Source organism: Amycolatopsis sp. NPDC114478, from assembly GCF_055633805.1.
In genome coordinates this window covers 664,886-681,060 of record NZ_JBVKDO010000003.1, presented here as the reverse complement: position 1 = coordinate 681,060, position 16,175 = coordinate 664,886, and the positions used below count along the sequence as shown (strand labels likewise).

17 protein-coding genes and 1 tRNA gene are annotated in these 16,175 nt (G+C 71.3%); 10 read left to right on the top strand and 8 right to left on the bottom strand.

What is annotated here, in order from left to right:
* Positions 1–102: 102 nt before the first annotated feature.
* Together ACZ7OH_RS12345 and neuC are read left to right on the top strand one after the other, a co-directional pair.
* Complete coding sequence (locus tag ACZ7OH_RS12345; RefSeq protein WP_400901465.1) at positions 103–1,128, top strand: N-acetylneuraminate synthase family protein; 1,026 nt, start codon at positions 103–105, stop codon at positions 1,126–1,128.
* On the top strand, positions 1,121–2,251 hold the full coding sequence (gene neuC / locus ACZ7OH_RS12340; RefSeq protein ID WP_470280843.1) for a UDP-N-acetylglucosamine 2-epimerase: 1,131 nt from the start codon (positions 1,121–1,123) through the stop codon (positions 2,249–2,251). Before ACZ7OH_RS12345 ends, neuC begins: the two co-directional genes overlap by 8 nt.
* On the opposite strand, the gene ACZ7OH_RS12335 is transcribed toward neuC, so the two are convergent.
* Entirely contained in the window at positions 2,248–2,919 is a 672-nt protein-coding gene (locus ACZ7OH_RS12335; protein ID WP_470280842.1) for an acylneuraminate cytidylyltransferase family protein, read from the bottom strand. The two genes, neuC and ACZ7OH_RS12335, sit on opposite strands and share 4 nt — an antisense overlap.
* A gap of 164 nt (positions 2,920–3,083) precedes the next feature.
* Between ACZ7OH_RS12335 and ACZ7OH_RS12330 the strand changes: the two genes are divergently transcribed.
* From ACZ7OH_RS12330 to ACZ7OH_RS12315, 4 genes are read left to right on the top strand one after another with little or no spacing between them, the layout of a single operon-like run.
* On the top strand, positions 3,084–3,713 hold the full coding sequence (locus ACZ7OH_RS12330) for a hypothetical protein (protein ID WP_470280841.1): 630 nt from the start codon (positions 3,084–3,086) through the stop codon (positions 3,711–3,713).
* The gene (locus ACZ7OH_RS12325; protein ID WP_470280840.1) at positions 3,710–4,162 is read left to right on the top strand and encodes a hypothetical protein; all 453 of its coding nucleotides are present in this window, start codon (positions 3,710–3,712) and stop codon (positions 4,160–4,162) included. The genes ACZ7OH_RS12330 and ACZ7OH_RS12325 overlap by 4 nt, the downstream gene beginning before the upstream one ends.
* 41 nt (positions 4,163–4,203) lie before the next feature.
* Positions 4,204–5,787, top strand: a complete 1,584-nt coding sequence (locus ACZ7OH_RS12320; RefSeq protein WP_470280839.1) for a hypothetical protein — start codon at positions 4,204–4,206, stop codon at positions 5,785–5,787.
* 43 nt (positions 5,788–5,830) lie between these two features.
* Positions 5,831–6,973, top strand: coding sequence for an epoxide hydrolase family protein (locus ACZ7OH_RS12315; RefSeq protein ID WP_470280838.1), 1,143 nt, complete (start codon positions 5,831–5,833; stop codon positions 6,971–6,973).
* 49 nt (positions 6,974–7,022) lie between these two features.
* Here ACZ7OH_RS12315 and ACZ7OH_RS12310 read toward each other — a convergent pair whose 3' ends face one another.
* A complete protein-coding gene (locus ACZ7OH_RS12310; RefSeq protein ID WP_470280837.1) occupies positions 7,023–7,601 on the bottom strand; it encodes a bacterial proteasome activator family protein in 579 nt (192 codons plus the stop codon).
* Positions 7,602–7,735: 134 nt separating this feature from the next.
* On the opposite strand from ACZ7OH_RS12310, the gene ACZ7OH_RS12305 reads away from it, so the two are divergent.
* The gene (locus ACZ7OH_RS12305) at positions 7,736–8,935 is read left to right on the top strand and encodes a cysteine desulfurase-like protein (RefSeq protein WP_400901449.1); all 1,200 of its coding nucleotides are present in this window, start codon (positions 7,736–7,738) and stop codon (positions 8,933–8,935) included.
* Positions 8,936–8,940: 5 nt separating this feature from the next.
* Here the strand turns inward: ACZ7OH_RS12305 and ACZ7OH_RS12300 are convergent, their stop codons facing one another.
* Complete coding sequence (locus ACZ7OH_RS12300; RefSeq protein WP_470280836.1) at positions 8,941–9,918, bottom strand: NAD(P)H-quinone oxidoreductase; 978 nt, start codon at positions 9,916–9,918, stop codon at positions 8,941–8,943.
* An 82-nt stretch (positions 9,919–10,000) separates the two neighbouring features.
* Between ACZ7OH_RS12300 and ACZ7OH_RS12295 the strand changes: the two genes are divergently transcribed.
* The gene (locus ACZ7OH_RS12295; RefSeq protein WP_470280835.1) at positions 10,001–11,542 is read left to right on the top strand and encodes a M28 family metallopeptidase; all 1,542 of its coding nucleotides are present in this window, start codon (positions 10,001–10,003) and stop codon (positions 11,540–11,542) included.
* A 48-nt stretch (positions 11,543–11,590) separates the two neighbouring features.
* On the opposite strand, the gene ypfJ is transcribed toward ACZ7OH_RS12295, so the two are convergent.
* Positions 11,591–12,529, bottom strand: coding sequence for a KPN_02809 family neutral zinc metallopeptidase (ypfJ, locus tag ACZ7OH_RS12290; protein ID WP_470280834.1), 939 nt, complete (start codon positions 12,527–12,529; stop codon positions 11,591–11,593).
* Positions 12,530–13,038: 509 nt separating this feature from the next.
* Between ypfJ and ACZ7OH_RS12285 the strand changes: the two genes are divergently transcribed.
* Positions 13,039–13,512, top strand: coding sequence for a MarR family winged helix-turn-helix transcriptional regulator (locus ACZ7OH_RS12285; protein WP_470280833.1), 474 nt, complete (start codon positions 13,039–13,041; stop codon positions 13,510–13,512).
* Positions 13,513–13,548: 36 nt separating this feature from the next.
* Here the strand turns inward: ACZ7OH_RS12285 and ACZ7OH_RS12280 are convergent.
* The 3 genes from ACZ7OH_RS12280 to ACZ7OH_RS12270 form a co-directional block, all read right to left on the bottom strand.
* Positions 13,549–13,635, bottom strand: a tRNA-Ser gene (locus tag ACZ7OH_RS12280).
* 119 nt (positions 13,636–13,754) lie between these two features.
* Positions 13,755–14,594 carry a patatin-like phospholipase family protein gene (locus ACZ7OH_RS12275; protein ID WP_470280832.1) on the bottom strand — a complete coding sequence of 280 codons (840 nt, stop codon included), beginning with the start codon at positions 14,592–14,594 and terminating at the stop codon, positions 13,755–13,757.
* Positions 14,595–14,624: 30 nt separating this feature from the next.
* A complete protein-coding gene (locus ACZ7OH_RS12270; protein WP_086675629.1) occupies positions 14,625–14,906 on the bottom strand; it encodes a DUF2277 domain-containing protein in 282 nt (93 codons plus the stop codon).
* 102 nt (positions 14,907–15,008) lie between these two features.
* On the opposite strand from ACZ7OH_RS12270, the gene ACZ7OH_RS12265 reads away from it, so the two are divergent.
* Complete coding sequence (locus tag ACZ7OH_RS12265) at positions 15,009–15,950, top strand: Ldh family oxidoreductase (protein WP_470280831.1); 942 nt, start codon at positions 15,009–15,011, stop codon at positions 15,948–15,950.
* Here ACZ7OH_RS12265 and ACZ7OH_RS12260 read toward each other — a convergent pair.
* Positions 15,947–16,171, bottom strand: a complete 225-nt coding sequence (locus tag ACZ7OH_RS12260; RefSeq protein ID WP_286000501.1) for an RNA-binding S4 domain-containing protein — start codon at positions 16,169–16,171, stop codon at positions 15,947–15,949. The genes ACZ7OH_RS12265 and ACZ7OH_RS12260 overlap by 4 nt on opposite strands.
* Positions 16,172–16,175 lie beyond the last annotated feature (4 nt).

The following is a 16,175-nucleotide window of genomic DNA, read 5'->3' as shown; positions in this document are numbered from 1 at the left end:
CGGCATCTTGACAGGGCACTCGGGTCGGGTGGGATGCCGCTGGTCCGCGACGGGCTAAGGTCGTGGACGGACCGCAGCCACGCAGCGACCCGGAGGGTCTCCATGTTCATGCTCGGCGAGCACCCGGTCGGTGCCGACCACCCGCCCCTCGTGATCGCCGAGATCGGGATCAACCACGAAGGCGACCCCAAGAAGGCGCACAAGATGGTCGACGACGCCGCGGACGCCGGCGTCCAGGTCGTCAAGATCCAGACCCACGTGGTCGACGACGAGATGATCCCGAACGACGTCGTGCCCGGAAACGCGGACGAGCCGATCTGGGACATGATGAACCGCGTCGCGCTGACCGCCGAGGACGAGCGCGAGATCAAGGCGCACGCCGAGGAACGCGGGCTCGTCTTCCTGTCGACGCCGTTCTCGCGGGCCGCCGCCGACCGGCTGGCCGAGCTCGGTGTCGAGGGCTTCAAGATCGGCTCGGGGGAGTGCAACAACTACCCGCTGATCCGGCACGTCGCGTCCTTCGGCAAGCCGGTCATCCTGTCCACCGGGATGAACGACATCGCGTCCATCACCCCGGCCGTGGAGATCCTTCGGGCGGCGGGTGTGGGGTTCGCGCTGCTGCACTGCACGTCGCTGTACCCGACCCCGCCGGAGCAGGTGCGGCTCGGCGCGCTCGCGGAACTGCACGCCGCGTTCCCGGACGCCGAACTCGGACTTTCCGACCACACGGTGACGATCTACCCGTGCCTGGGCGCGGTCGCGCTGGGTGCTTCGGTGCTCGAGCGGCACTTCACGTCCGACATGAGCTGGCCGGGCCCGGACATCCCCGTCTCGTCGACGCCGGCGGAGTTCAAGCAGCTGGTCGAGGGCTCGCGGCTGATCCACGCCGCGCGGGGCGGGTCGAAGCAGATCCTCGCCGAGGAGCAGCCGACGATCGACTTCGCGTACGCCTGCGTGGTCACCACGAAGGACGTCGCCGAGGGTGAGGCCCTGACCACGGAGAACATCTGGGTCAAGCGCCCGGGCACCGGCGAGATCAAGGCCAAGGACTACGAGAGCCTGCTCGGCCGTGCCGTCACGCGGGCGCTGCCGGCGAACACGCAGGTGAGCTGGGCGGACCTTGGCTGAGCCGGAGCGGCGTGAGGTCCTCTTCCTCACGGGGACCCGCGCCGACTTCGGGAAGCTGCGCGACGTCATGCTCGCCGTGCAGAAGAGTTCGGTGCTGTCCGCCCGCATCGTCGTCACCGGCATGCACATGCTGCGCAGCTACGGCTACACGGTGCGGGAGATCGAGCTGGCCGGGCTGGAGCGGCTGCACCTGATCCCGAACCAGATCGAAGACGAGCCGATGGCGCTCGTGCTGGCGAACACCGTCCAGGCGCTGGCCCGGCTCGTGCACGAAGAGCAGCCGGCGGCGATCGTCGTGCACGGCGACCGCGTCGAAGCGCTCGCGGGCGCCATCGTCGGGTCGCTGGCGAACGTGCGGGTCGTGCACATCGAAGGCGGCGAGGTCAGCGGCACGATCGACGACGTGATCCGGCACTCGCTGTCCAAGCACGCCCACGTGCACCTCGTCGCCAACGAACAAGCCCGTCGCCGGCTGCTGCAGCTCGGCGAGGAGGAGGACCGGATCTTCGTCGTCGGCAGCCCCGAGGTGGACGTCCTGACGTCGGCGCGGCTGCCCGACCTCGACGAGGTGCGCCGGCACTACGAGATCCCGTTCACCGACTACGGCCTGCTCGCCCTGCACCCGGTGACCACGGAACGCGACCTCAACCGCCGCAACGCGGCCGCCGTGGTCGACGCCGTGCAGGCCGAGGGCAACTGGGTCGTCATCGACCCGAACAACGACGAAGGCTGCCGCGAAATCCGGACCGAACTCGACCGGCTGGCGGGCCCGCGGTTCGTGCGGCTGCCGTCGATGCGCTTCGAGTACTTCGTCACGCTGATGAAGCACGCGGCCGTCGTGCTCGGGAACTCCAGTGCCGGGGTGCGCGAGGCGCCCGTGCTGGGCACGCCGTCGGTCACCGTCGGCACCCGCCAGCGCAACCGGGCGGTCGCGCCGAGCGTGCTGTCGGTCGACCCGACCGCCGAAGCGGTCATCGCCGGGATCGCCAAGGCCCGCGCCATGGGCCGCTGCGAGCCGCACACGGCGTTCGGCGAGCCGGGCGCGCACCGCCGCATCGTCGAGCTGCTCGAGGGCGAAGACCTGTGGCGGCCGTCGCTGTACAAGGCGTTCGTGGACCGCTAGTCGGCGCGTTGCTCGGCCAGCTCGAGGTCGGCCGCGGAGTCGATGTCGATCGCCCGTTCGACCGGCACGAACTGCGGCCGCACCTCCGGGATGAAGAACCGCTCGTGCTTGCGCAGGTCGCCCGCCCGCACCAGGTAGATGCCGCCGGTCGGCCGCAGCACCGCGGGCAGGACCTGGCGGGGCGCTTCGAGGTCCGCCCAGTCCCGCACCGGCGCGATGCCGCCGTCCGGCGTCTCCAGGCAGACCTTCAGCGGGTGGTGGTCGGCCGACCGGCACATCTGCACGACCGAGCCGCTCGGCCGGTCGCCGTGGATGTCGAGGCACTCGGCGATGTCGCCGGCGGTCCGCAACGGCGAGGTGGGCTGCAGCAGCAGGACCAGCGTCTCGCCGGGAACTTCGAGCGTGTCGAGCGCGTGCAGCACGGCCGGCAGGGTCCGGCTGGTCGCCTGCGCGAGGTGGGCGGGCCGGTCGACGATCCGGGCGCCCTCGGCGGCCGCGGCGGCGGCGATCTCGGCGTCGTCGGTGGTGACGACGACGTCGGTGACCCCGGCCGCGACGGCGGTGTGCACCGTGTGCGCGACGAGCGGACGCCCCCGGAAGGGCACCAGGTTCTTGCCCGGCAACCCGACGGACCCGCCTCTCGCCGGGACGATGGCCAGCGCGGTCACAGTGCACCCCTTACGAGTGACGATCGTGGTCTGTCGGCTATTGTCCGTCTGCTCGGCTGCCGCCCGACGGCGGCCCCGGTCACCGATGCCATGGGGGAGCGATGAATCGGACTCAGTTCGCCGGCGAATCGCCGCGGCAGCTCGACGAGGGTGATACCGGTCGCATGCTCCAGCAACTGCTGCAGTCCTACGCCCGCGGGCAGCGCGTGGGAACGATCGCCGTGGTCGGCAACGCGCCGATGGCGCCCGACGCCGAGCGGGCCGCGCTCATCGATGGCAGCGACCTCGTCTTCCGGATGACGACGTTCGCGCTGGACGAGCCGGACGACGAGCCCACCTACGGCCGCCGCACCGACGTCGTGGTGGTCCACCGCGGTGTCATCGTCTCGCCGTACACCTTCGCCGACTACACCTCGCGCCTCTACCTGCTCGCGGAACCGGGCCGGATGTTCTGGGAACCCGAGACCCTGCCCGACTGGTGGCCCGTCGACCTGGGGTTCGTGCCGATCTCGAACCGGCGGTTCGTGCTGCCGCTGTCCCGGCTGCTCGGACTCTCGGCCGACGAGCACGTCTGGGCCACCACCGGCACCCTGGTGACGTACCTGTGCCGGGAGCTCTTCCCTGACGCGCTGGTGCGGCTCGCCGGCGTTTCGATCGTCGAGCAGCCCGACCAGACCGACTTCGAGCACGCCTGGGGCGCCAAGGTCGGCGTGACGGCGGAACACCGCCTGCACGCCGAATCCCAGCTGCTGAGGACGTGGCGTGACTCAGGGAGAATAGAGATGTTGCCGTGAGTGATTTCCAGGGCGCGGTTTCGCGGGCGAAGGAGCTCGTGCGCCTGGCCGGGCGGCCGGTGTTCGGAAGGCTCCGCCCGCGGATCGAGTACATCGCGATGGAGCGGGTGCGGCCGGAGCTGGACGCACTGCGCGGGGCCCTGCACGAACTGCGCCGCGACGTCGAGGATGCCGCCAAGGAGCTCGATGGGCACGTGAAGTGGCTCTACGACGAGCAGCGCCGGTTGGCGCCCCACCTCGCGGCGCTGGAAGCGCGGGTCGCGGCCTTCGAGCGTCCCGGTTCGGTCGCCCGGCTCGCGGAGCGGCTCGAGTACTCGGCCGACGAGGCCGATGAGGTCCGCGCCGAGCACGCCCGCATCCGGGCTCGCCTCGCGGCGATTTCGAAGTACGAAGAGCGGCTTGCCAGGCTGGAAGATGTCGTGGCCGCCAAGCCCGAGGCGGGCAGCTGACGTCGCGGTGGTGGGGACTGCTGCTCCTGGCTCCGCTCGCGGTGACGGTCGCGTGGACCGGTCTGGATCACGACGTCCGGTTCGTCCTCGGCACCCTCGAGACGGCCGGTCGCGCGGGGTTCGCGCCGACGGAGGTCTTCGTGCACCGGCCGATGGCCTACCGGCTGGTGCTCGCGCTGGCGGACGCCGGGGATTCGCTGCCGTTCCCCGGCCGTGAGGCGCTCGTCCGCGTGCTGGCGTTGCTCGTCGTCCTCGCGGTTTCCCTGCTGCTGCGCGCGGGCTTGGTGCGCTACCGGCCGCCGGGGGAGGCGACCGCGGTCGCCGCGGTCACGGGCGGCGCCCTCGCGCTGGCCCCGAACTGGGACTTCCTGCAGCCGGAGTGGCTGGCCGCGGTGTTCGCGACGGCCGCCGTCGGGGCCGCGCTCCGGATCCGGCGGCCGGCGGTGGCGGTCGCGGCCGGCGCGGTCCTGCTGGCGTTGACGATGCTGGTCAAGTACACGACGGTGCCGACGGCCGTGGTGGCGCTCGGCGTGCTCGCGGTGCTCGACCGGCGCCGGGCGTGGCTCACGGCCCTGTTCGGCGTGGTGGCCAGCCTGGGGCTGTTCGCGGTCACGGTGTGGATCGAGCCGCGGGAGTGGCGGTGGTTCGGCGAGCTGTCCCGCCTCAACGGCGGCAGCCCGCTCAGCCGCGGCCTGGCGTGGAACGACGCGCGGGTGCTGGTCGAGGTGGTGCTGAACGAAGCGGTGCTCGTGCCGTTCGTGGCCCTGCTCCCGGTCAGCGTCGCCGTGCTGGCCCGGCTGGCTTCGGACCGTCGTGCCCGCTGGGCGTGGATCCTCTTGCCGGCGGCCGCGGTGCTCGTGGTGCTGGCGGCCGTGGTGGTCCAGGGGCAGTGGTTCCAGTACCACCTCGCGGCCCTGGTGCCGTTCGCCGCGGCCCTGTGGGGACTCGCGGTGGCGCGCTGGTCCGCGGTCCGCGGCGGCCCACCGTGGGCGCTCGTCCTGCCGGCGGTCGCGCTCGGGGCCGGCGTGCCGATCGTCTCGTCGGCGTCCACGCAGTGGCGGCTCGCGCACGGAACTCTCGTCTACGCGGTGCTCGCGGCTGTGGTGGCGGTTGCGGTTTTGGTGGCGCTCAAAGAACGTGCCCGGACGTGGCCGGTGCTGGCGGTGCTCGGCGCGGTCGCCGTCCTCGCCGTGCCCGTGTGGCCCGCGGCGCCGTACTCGTTCGACGCGGTCCACCCGTACTACACCAATTCGGAGCGCGTCACGGCGGCACGGCTGGACGAGCGGCTGATCGAGCCGGTCCGCGCCCGGATCGGCCCGGACACCCCGGTGCTGTACCTGGCGTTCGGCGACATGGCGTACTTCGTGGGCAACCCGGCGGCGTGCCGCTACCCGGCACCGGTGTTCGTGCAGCGCGGCAGCTTCATCCCGGCGGTGCGGGAACTGGAGAGCTACCGGGAAAACCTCGAGTGCCTCACGCGAACGGACGCGGAGTACCTGGTGGTTCAACCATCATGGCTGTCGCTGGACCGCCTGCCACCGGAAGTCGCCGAAGGCTTGCACACCCGCTTCGACTGCGACCACGCCGTGCCTGCGGAAGAGCTGGTGTTCTGCCCACGCCGTTAGCTCGAGGACAGAACCTGTCCTGGTCTGCTTCTACTGTCGGGGTATGACGATCAAGCCGTTCCGCATCGATGTTCCCCAAACCGACCTCGACGACCTTCGCGCGCGGCTGGCGAAGACGCGCTGGCCCGATCAACCCGCCGACGCCGGCTGGCGGCTCGGGGCGCCCGTCGACTACGTGCGTGAGCTCGCCGAGTACTGGCGCACCGGCTTCGACTGGCGTGCGCAGGAAGAGCGGATCAACGGCTTCCCGCAGTTCACAACGGAAATCGACGGGACGACCGTGCACTTCCTGCACGTCGTCTCGCCGGAACCGGGCGCGACGCCGGTCTTGCTGACCCACGGCTGGCCGGGCTCGATCGTCGAGTTCCTGGACGTGATCGGGCCCCTGACGGACCCGCGCGCGTACGGCGGCGACCCTGCGGACGCGTTGACCGTGGTGGTCCCGTCGATCCCGGGCTACGGCTTTTCCGGCCCGACGCCGACGCCGGACTGGGGACCGGACCGGATCGCGCGCGCGTTCGCGACGCTGATGACGAGCCTGGGCTACGAGCGCTTCGGCGCCCACGGCGGCGACTGGGGCGCGATCATCTCGCGCGAGCTGGCGATCCAGTTCCCTGATCGGCTGCTGGGGATCCACGTGACGATGCTGGCGTCGGCGGTGCCGCGTTCGCCGGCCGACCTGGACGGCCTGACCGGCGACGAACTGGAAAAGGCGCGCCGCTCGCTGGAGAAGGGGCAGGCGTTCTCGGCCTCGGGGACGGGCTACGCGATGATCCAGGCGACCAAGCCGCAAACGCTTGCGTACGGTCTACACGACTCACCGGCAGGCCAGCTGGCCTGGATCGCGGAGAAGTTCCGCTCGTTCTCGAACACGTCGGTGGACCTGATCGACCGCGACGACCTGCTGGCGGACGTGTCGATCTACTGGTTCACGGAGGCGGCGAACTCGTCGGCCCGGTTGTACGCGGCACTGACGGGCGGTTGGGGTGCTCCGCCAGCGTCGAACACGGTCCCGACGGGGGTCGCGGTGTTTCCGGACGACATCGGCCTGCCGATCCGGACGCTGGCGGAACGAACGGACAAGATCGTGCACTGGACGGAGTTCCCCAAGGGCGGGCACTTCCCGGCGCTCGAGGAACCGGACGCCTTGATCGGCGACATCCGGGAGTTCTTCCGCGGCCTCTAGTTGTCCACAGAGGTTGTCCACAGGCCCCTCGGTCTGTGGACAACCTTCGTCAGAGGTACTGGCCCGTGCCCGAAATCCCCGGCCCGTGCCCGTCGTGCCCGTGCCCGGCCGCCGCCGAAGGACCCGCCGGCAACCCACGCCGCATCTGCTCCAGCTGGACTCGGGCCGCCATCTGCTGGGCGAACAGCGCCGTCTGGATTCCGCTGAACAACCCCTCCAGCCATCCGACCAGCTGCGCCTGGGCGATCCGCAGCTCGGCGTCCGAGGGCGTCGAGTCGTTCGTGAACGGGCGGACCAGCCTCTTCAGCTCGTCCTGGAGCTCCGGGGCCAGCGACGCCGCCAGCTCGTTCACCGATGTCTGGTGGATCTCGCGCACGCGGTTGCGGGACGCGTCGTCCAGCGGGGCCGCGCGGACCTCCTCCAGCAGCTGCTTGATCATCGTGCCGATGCGCATCACCTTGGCCGGTTCTTCGACGAGGTCGCCGACCGACTCCTGCTCTCCGTCGTCGGACGTGGGCAGCTTCGCCGCGCCCACCGGCGTGCCGTCCGGCCCGACTACCACCACGTGGGGTGAAGATTCCTGGCTCGCGTCACCCGCTGTGAAGTTCGGCTCGGTCATGTGCTCCATCCTGGCTTGCGTTCGCCACGCTCCGCGACACCCGCGGGGTGTCCGTCTCCGAGCGTAGCCGTAAACCGGGTTCCCGGTGGCTCTCCACCCAACCCCGGACGCACGGCGAAACCGCACGTCCGTACGGTGTCCCCATGGCGTTCGACGTCGCTCGTATCCGTGGGCTCTTTCCCGCGCTGGGTGACGGCTGGATTCACTTCGACGGCGCCGCCGGAATGCTGGTCCCGGAACAGGTCGCTTCGGCCGTTTCCACGGCGATGCGCGCCCCGGTGTCCGGGCCGGGCGGAGCGTTTCCGGCCTCACAGCGCGCGGAAAGCATCGTGACCGCGGCCCGCAGGGCCGTGGCCGACCTGGTCGGGGCCGATCCGGCCGCCGTCGTACTCGGGCCCAGCGCGCCGGTGATGCTGCGCCGCCTCTGCGACGCGCTCGCCGAGCGCTGGACCATCGGCGACGAAGTCGTCGTGTCGAGGCTCGACGAACAGGCCAACCTCGCGCCGTGGCAGCGCGCCGCGAAGCGCGTCGGCGCCGTCGTGCGCTGGGGTGAGATCGACATTGAAACGTGCGAACTGCCCGCGTGGCAGTACGAGCAGCTCGTGTCGGCGCGCACCAAGGCCGTCGCGGTCACGCTCGCGTCCGGGTCCGTCGGCACCCGGCCCGACGTACCGACCATCATCGAGTTCGCCAAGCGGGTCGGCGCGCTCGTCGTCGTCGACGCCACCTACGCCGCGCCGTTCCTGCCGCTGGACATCAACGCGCTCGGCGCCGACGTCATGGTCGTGTCCGCCCAGGCGTGGGGCGGCCCGTCGGTGGGCGCGCTCGTCTTCCGCGACCCCGAGCTGATCGAACGGATCCCGTCGGTCTCGCTCGACCCGATGGCCCGCGGCGCCGCCCGCCTCGAGCTCGGCCCGCACGCCTACCCGCTGCTGGCCGGGCTGATCGCGTCGATCGACTACCTCGCCGGTCTCGACGACGCCGCCACCGGGTCGCGCCGCGAGCGGCTGGTCACCTCGCTCGGCTCGGCGAAGTCGTACCACGCCGGCCTGCTCGCGCAGCTGTCGACGGAACTGCTGTCGCTGCGGCACATCATGGTCATCGGCAACGCCATGCGCCGCATCCCCGCGCTCGCTTTCGCCGTCGCCGGCAAGAAGTCGCCCGAAGTCGCTGAGTACCTGGCTTCGCAGGGGTTGTGCGCCTTCGCCGACGACGGCACGGCAGGCGTCTTCGCGTCACTCGGTGTCGGAGAAGTGGGCGGCGCCGTGCGGATCGGGCTCGCCCACTACTCCAACGTCTTCGAGATCAACCAGCTCGTGCGGGTCCTCGAGGAATTGCGCTGACGTAGTCAGGACTTCGCGGCCAGCAGGACCTTCCCGAACACCGAGCCCTCTTCCAGGATCCGGTGCGCGGACGCGGCTTCGGCCATCGGCACGATCTGGCCGACGATCGGCTTGACGAGCCCATCGGACACCAGCGGCCACAGGTTTTCCCGGACGTCGGCGACGATCGCCGCCTTCTGCTCCAGCGGCCGGAAGCGCAGGCCCGCCGCGAACACCGACGCCCGCTTGCCGAGCAGCGTGCCGACGTTCAGCTCGCCCTTCACCCCGCCCTGCATGCCGATGATGACCAGGCGCCCGTCCTGCTGCAGCGCGTCGACGTTGCGGCCGAGGTAGGACGCGCCCATGTTGTCGAGGATGACGTTCGCGCCGCCCGTCTCCGCCTTGAGGACCTCGACGAAGTCCTGTTCCTTGTAGTTGATCGTGACGTCGGCGCCGAGCTGGCGGCAGCTCTCGAGGCGGTCGGCCGAACCCGCGGTGACGGCGACGGTCGCGCCCAGCGCCTTGCCGACCTGGATGGCGTGCGTGCCGATGCCGCCGGCGCCGCCGTGGACCAGCAGCACCTCGCCCTCGGTGAGCTTCGCGTGCATCACGACGTTCGCCCACACCGTGCACGCCACCTCAGGCAGCGCGGCCGCCGTGATCAGGTCGATCTCGGCCGGTACCGGCAGCAGCTGCCCGGCCGGGACGACGGCCTTCTCCGCGTAGCCACCGCCCGCGAGCAGCGCGCAGACCTCGTCGCCGACGTTCCAGCCTTCGACACCTTCGCCGAGTTCGGCGATCGTTCCGGAGCATTCGAGGCCGAGTATTTCGCTCGCCCCGGGCGGCGGCGGGTAGTGCCCCTGGCGCTGCAGGAGGTCCGCCCGGTTCACCGCGCTCGCCGCGACGTCCACCAGCACTTCGCCGGGGCCGGGACGCGGATCCGCGACCTCCGTCCACTCGAGAACTTCCGGGTCACCTGGTTCACGGATGGTGATCGCGTACATGTGTCGACCGTATACCGGGGGACGAAGTTCCCGCCGAATGACGCATTGACGTACTTCTCATTCGGAACAAAGGTGAGCAACCATGTCATCCTTCCGAAAGAGAACTTTCCCGCCGGCGGCCATCGCCGCCGGCGTGACCCTCGTGCTCGGCCTCACCCCGGCCGCCGCCGCGACGACGGTCCCCGACGGCCCGGCACTGGCCAAGCAGCTCGTGAAGAAGGTCGACGTCAACGGCGTCAACCGGCACCTGATCGCCCTGCAGCGGATCGCCGACACCAACGGCGGCACCCGGGCGGCCAGCACCGCGGGCCACCAGAAGTCCGCCGAGTACATCGCGACGAAGCTCGAAGCGGCCGGCTTCCAGGTGACGCGCCAGGAATTCCCCTTCACCTACTCGCAGACCCTGGCCCAGAAGCTGACCGCGGGCGGCCGGAACGTCCCGGTGATCGCGATGGAGTACACCGTCTCGACGCCCGTCGGCGGCATCACCGCGCCGCTCGCCGTGGTCGCGGTCGACGACACCAGCGGCTGCGAGGCCACGGACTACACCGCGGACGTCGCGGGCAAGATCGCGCTGATCAAGCGCGGCGGCTGCTCGTTCGCGCAGAAGCAGCAGACCGCCGCGGCGGCGGGCGCGATCGGCGCCATCGTCTACAACAACACCGACGGCGACGTGAACGGGACGCTCGGCGGCCCGGAGAACGCGAAGATCCCGACCGGGGGCGTGAGGGCGGCCGCGGGGGCGCAGCTGGCCACGCTCGGCGGGCAGAACGTGACCCTGGAGCTGCGCGCCCTCCAGGAGGCGCGGACCAGCTACAACGTCATCGCCGAGACCAAGGCCGGGCGCAAGGACAACGTCGTGATGCTGGGGTCGCACCTCGACAGCGTCCCGGCCGGCCCCGGCATCAACGACAACGGCACCGGCTCGGCGACCCTGCTCGAGACGGCGCTGCAGCTGGGGAGCAGCCCGAAGGTCAACAACGCCGTCCGCTTCGGCTTCTGGAGCGCGGAGGAGTTCGGCCTGATCGGCTCGACCTACTACGTCGACCAGCTGAGCTTCGAGCAGCAGCTGGACATCGCGCTGTACCTGAACTTCGACATGATCGGCTCGCCGAACGCCGGCTACTTCGCCTACGACGGCGACAACTCCGACGGCGTCGGCGCGGGCGCGGGCGCGTACGGCTCGGCGCAGATCGAGAAGACCTTCGTCGACTTCATGCAGGCCGCGCGGGGCGTGTCCCTCGAGGGCACCGACTTCACCGGCCGCTCGGACTACGGCGAGTTCATCGCCGTCGGCATCCCGGCGGGCGGCCTGGACACCGGCGCCGAAGTCGTGAAGACCCCGGCGCAGGCGGCGAAGTGGGGCGGTACGGCCGGCATCGCGTTCGACCCGTGCTACCACCAGGCCTGCGACAACCTGGGCAACATCGACCGGGCCGCGCTGGACCGCAACGCCGACGGTGTCGCCTGGGCCCTCGGCGTCTACGCGACGAGCACCGAGAGCGTCAACGGCGTGAAGCCGGGCAACAGCAAGACGGCCAAGCAGAAGGCCGCCGAACGCGGCGCGCAGCGGAACTTCTCCGCTCGCGCCGTCGCCGGTGACCCGCACGCTGTGACGGCGTAACGACGAAGAGGGGGCCGTCCCGACTCGGGACGGCCCCTTTTTCGTGTCTTAACCCAGGTTGTTCGTGCCGAAGGTGTCGCAGCGGGCGGGGTCGCCGGTCTGGAAGCCGGTGGTGAACCACTTCTTGCGCTGCGCGGACGTGCCGTGGGTGAACTTCGAGCGGTCGACCTGGCCGCCGCCGAGGTTCTGCTGGATGTAGTCGTCGCCGATCCGGGAGGCGGTGTCCAGCGCCGAATTGATGTCGTCCTGCGTGACGTCGGTGATCAGCGGTTTGCCGCTCTCGGTCGGCGTCGTCGAGGCGTGGTTGCCCCAGACGCCGGCGTAGCAGTCGGCCTGCAGCTCCAGGCGCACCGAACCGGACGTCGGGCCGGTGCCGGTGCCCTTCTTCGACGTGCCGAGCAGGTTCTGCACGTGGTGCCCGTACTCGTGCGCGAGGACGTACGCCTCGGTGAAGAGGCCGCCCTGCGCGCCGAAGCGGGTCTTCAGCTCGTTGAAGAAGGACAGGTCGATGTACACGTCGGAGTCGGCCGGGCAGTAGAACGGGCCGGTGTCGGACGTGGCGCTGCCGCAGCCGGTGCGCACGCCGCCGTTGAAGAACCGCGTCGGCGCCTTGCGGTACGTCGAGCCCGAGCGCGCGAACTGCTGCGTCCAGTAGTCCTGGACGGAGTTGACGATCGCGACGATCGCGCAGTCGTGGTTCTTGTTGGCGTCCGCGCCGGTCTTGCACTCGCTGGCGAGCTTCGTGTTGTCGACCTGCTGGCCGGAGCCGACGCTGCCGAGCCCGCCGCTCAGGCCGCTCCCGCTGCCGCCGCCGAGGCTCACCCCGCCGAGCTGGGAGAGCACGAAGTAGATGATCAGCCCGACGACGCCGAGTCCGCCACCGCCGAGCGCAACGCGGCCGCCGATCCCGCCGCCGCCGCCTCCACCGCTTCCGCGCAGGTCCTGAACCTCGGAGGCGTCCAGGCCGGCGTCGTCGTCGAATCTCACGAAGCGAATGGTAACGAGCCTGGGCGCGACCGTCGCGCTGACGGCCGCACCCAGGCTCTGTACCGAGGTTTGTCTTTGGTCGAGCGGTTGGCCGCGAATCGGGCCGGCGTTCAGGCGCTGTCGTCACGACTGCCGAGGTCGTGACCCGATACAGGCCAGATCGACGCCGTATGCGTGAACGCAAGGAAGCCCGCGCGTGTGGCTGTTCGCAATCGCGCCCGGCCCGTTTGTGAACCGTTCCGGTCGCGGGGACACAGCCGGCGGTCAACCGCGAGGATCACCCGCCACGCAACCACCTGACCTCTCCCGGCGGGGAGCCGGGCCGGCACGTCACCGTCGCCGCGCCTTACCCTGGCCGACCATCCGCAGACAAGCAGAATGCGCCTTTTCCGGCCGAGTCTCAACCTTTTCGTAACCCCACCTTCGGGCGATGTTGCGGCGACGTTTTCAGCGGCACGCAGTTCGGACTCGGACCGCGCGTTCCCTTGATCAGCGTTCTAGGCTGCCTTATGAGCGAGGAGCGGCCTGTGCGTTGGTTGAACGATGCCGAGATGGCGGCGTGGCGCTCCTACATCGTGGCGACCCTGCGGCTGCGGCAGCGCCTGCACCGCGAGCTGACCGACCGCCACGACGTGTCGCTGACCGACTACGAGGTGCTCGTCTGCCTGGAGATGCAGGCCGACTCCCGGATGCGGATGTCGGAGCTGGCGGTCCTGATGGGATCGACGAAGAGCCGGCTGTCCCACCAGGTCGGCCGCCTCGAGGACGCGGGCGTCGTCCGGCGCGTGCGCGACCCGGAGGACAAGCGCGGCGTGATCACGGAGCTGACGGCGGAGGGCAAGGCCCTGCTGGAGAAGGCCGCGCCGACGCACGTGGAGGGAGTGCGCGAGCACCTGATCGACCTGCTGAGCCCCGAAGAACAGGCGACGATCGCGGCGGCGTTCGACCGGGTCTTCGAGCATCTGGAGCAGGTGGAGGGCTGAACCCGGGCGCGGCTACTCCGCGCCCGGGGTCCGGAGCGGTAGCGGTGGGATTCGAACCCACGGAGAGGTTGCCCCCTCGCATGTTTTCAAGACATGTTCCTTCGGCCGCTCGGACACGCTACCTCGCCCCACGAGGGTAGCCGACGAGGTCGCGGGCACCCTGAACCCGGCCCGCGGCGCACTGCTGCCGATCGCGGCGACGGGCTTCGTCCTCGGGCCGCGGCGCGGTCGCGAACCCCGGCCTACGTCCAGCTGAGCGTCAACGCCGCTCCTTGCGCGCGACCCGCCTCCGCCGCCGGTGTGCGGCTCGCCGGGTCCAGCGGGTTCTCGCCGATCGCCGCCACCGAGGCCTCGTCCGGGGTGACCAGGGCGACCTCCGCGCCCGCCGCGCGCAAGTCGTCCAGGATCTCCAGCAGCGGTTTCTCCATCGGCAGCAGTGCGTCCGCCCCCAGCGGCGCCACCACCGTCACGCGCGTGTGCCCCGTCGCGTAGTCCGCGTTCTCCGCCGACCGGACGCCGCCGTCCACGTACCGCCGGCCCTCGATCGTCACCGGTGGCCAGACGCCCGGGACCGCGCAGCTCGCCGCCACCGCGTCGACCAGCGACACGCCCGACGCGCGGTCGAACCGGCGGGGCTCACCGGTCGAGGCGTCCACCGCCACGATCACCAGGCGCTGCTCCGGCCAGTCGTGCACCGGCAGCCGCGCCTCGAGTACCGCGCGGCGGTCCGCTTCGGACACCGTCTCGGCCGCGAGCGCCATTTCGCCGATCGCGCGCCGGACCTCGACCGGGGACGTCGAGACCGTGACCGCGTCGCCGAAGGCCGCGGCGAACTTCTCGAAGTCGATCTCCGCCGGGATCTCCGGGGTCTGCTTGGCCGGATCCACCTGGCGCGCGTACAGCTCGTCCAGCGGAGTCCCGCTCGTCACCTGCGCCGCGACGACCGAGCCCGCCGACGTCCCGACGAGCAGGTCCGCGCCCGTCAGGTCCTGGCCGTGCTCGGCCAGGCCCGCCAACAGCCCCGTCGTCCACGCGATCCCGGCGACCCCGCCGCCACCCAAAACCAATGCCTGTCCACCCATGCGGGCAGCCTAGCGACGGGGTCCGACAATTTACGGCCGCTTGAGCGCCTGGGCCGCGATCCGGGCCCGCACCTCGGGCCGGCGCAGCGGCGGCACGGTCGCCGGCGGCTGACGGCGTTCGGGCAGCTGCTCCAGCAGTTCCGCGGTGATCCGCGTGATCTCGGCGACCGCCGCTTCGAACGGCTCGCGCGTGGCGTCCGACAGCGACTGCACGCCGGTCACCTTGCGGACGTACTGCCGGGCCGCGGCCTCGATCTCCTCGCCCGTCGCGGCCGGCTGGAGCCCCCGGAGGGTGGTGATGTTTCGGCACATGCCGCCCAGGGTACGTCGCTCCGGACGTCCCGATCACACGGTCGGGTAGGGCCGGGCGAACCTCGTTGACGCCCGAACCCGCGCTTGGGCAATGTCGGGGAAGTGCCCCTCAGACCGCGTCCCTTCCGCTCCGCCCGCCCCGCACCCCGCGCCCCCGAAGAAGGAACGCCGGAAACCCCGATCCCGGAACAGGCCTGGCCGCGCGTGCGGGCCGACGAGCTGGTCACCCTCGTGGCACACGTCTTCGCCGCGCACGGCTTCCCCGAAGCCCGCGCCCGCATCGCCGCGGAAGCGCTCTGCCACGGCGATCTGACCGGTTCGCCGGACACCGGCGTCGCCGAGCTGACCCGCGTCCACCTGCCTCTGCTGGAAGCCGGGCTCGTCGTGCCGCACGCCGAGCCGCTGATGATCGCCGACCGCGGGGCCGCCGCGCTGATCGACTACCGCCGCGCGCCCGGGCTCTGGGCCGTCGGCGATGCGATGGACCGGGCGGTGGCGCGGGCCGGCCGCTTCGGCGTCGGGCTCGTTTCGCTGCGCGGGATCGGGCCGTTCGGCCGGGCCGGGCACCACGCCGCCCGCGCGCTGCCGCACGCGATGATCGGCCTGGTCCTCGCCGCGGGCGGGGAGCCCGGCCAGCCGGTGAACCCGCTGGGCATGGCCGCGCCGGGTGGCGCGTACCCCGAGTTCGTCTTCGACATGGACAAGCCGGGCGAGGAAGCCGCCGGGCTGACGCTGCTGGTCGAGGTCCTCGCCGGCGTGCTCTCCGGCGTCGCCGACCACGAGCACGACACCGGCCTGCTGGTGCTCGCGATCGCGCCGACGACGCTGCGCAGCGCCGACGGCTTCTACCGCGCGGCCAGCGCGTTGTTCGGCAGCATGCTCGGCTGGGAGGGCGGCGCGCCGATCCGGTACCCCGGCTGGCGCGAGGCCCAGCACCTGGAGCAGTGCCGGGCGCTGGGGGTGCCGCTGTCCGGCCCGGTGCGCCGCGAGCTGGACGCGCTGGCCGCGGCGATCGGCCTGCCGCCGCTGACCAGCGTGGGTTAGGAGACCAGGACGACCTTGCCGCGGTCCTCGCCGACCGCCACGACGTCGCCGTCGGTCAGCTGGCGGCCGCGGCGGGTCTCGACCTCGCCGTTGACCGTGACCTCCTCCGCGTCGATCAGGTCCTTCGCGTGGGAGCCGTCTTCGGCGAGGCCGGCCAGCTTGAGGAACTGGCCGAGCCGGATGGGCTCGCCGGTGATGGGTACGTCGACGGGATCGCTCATACGC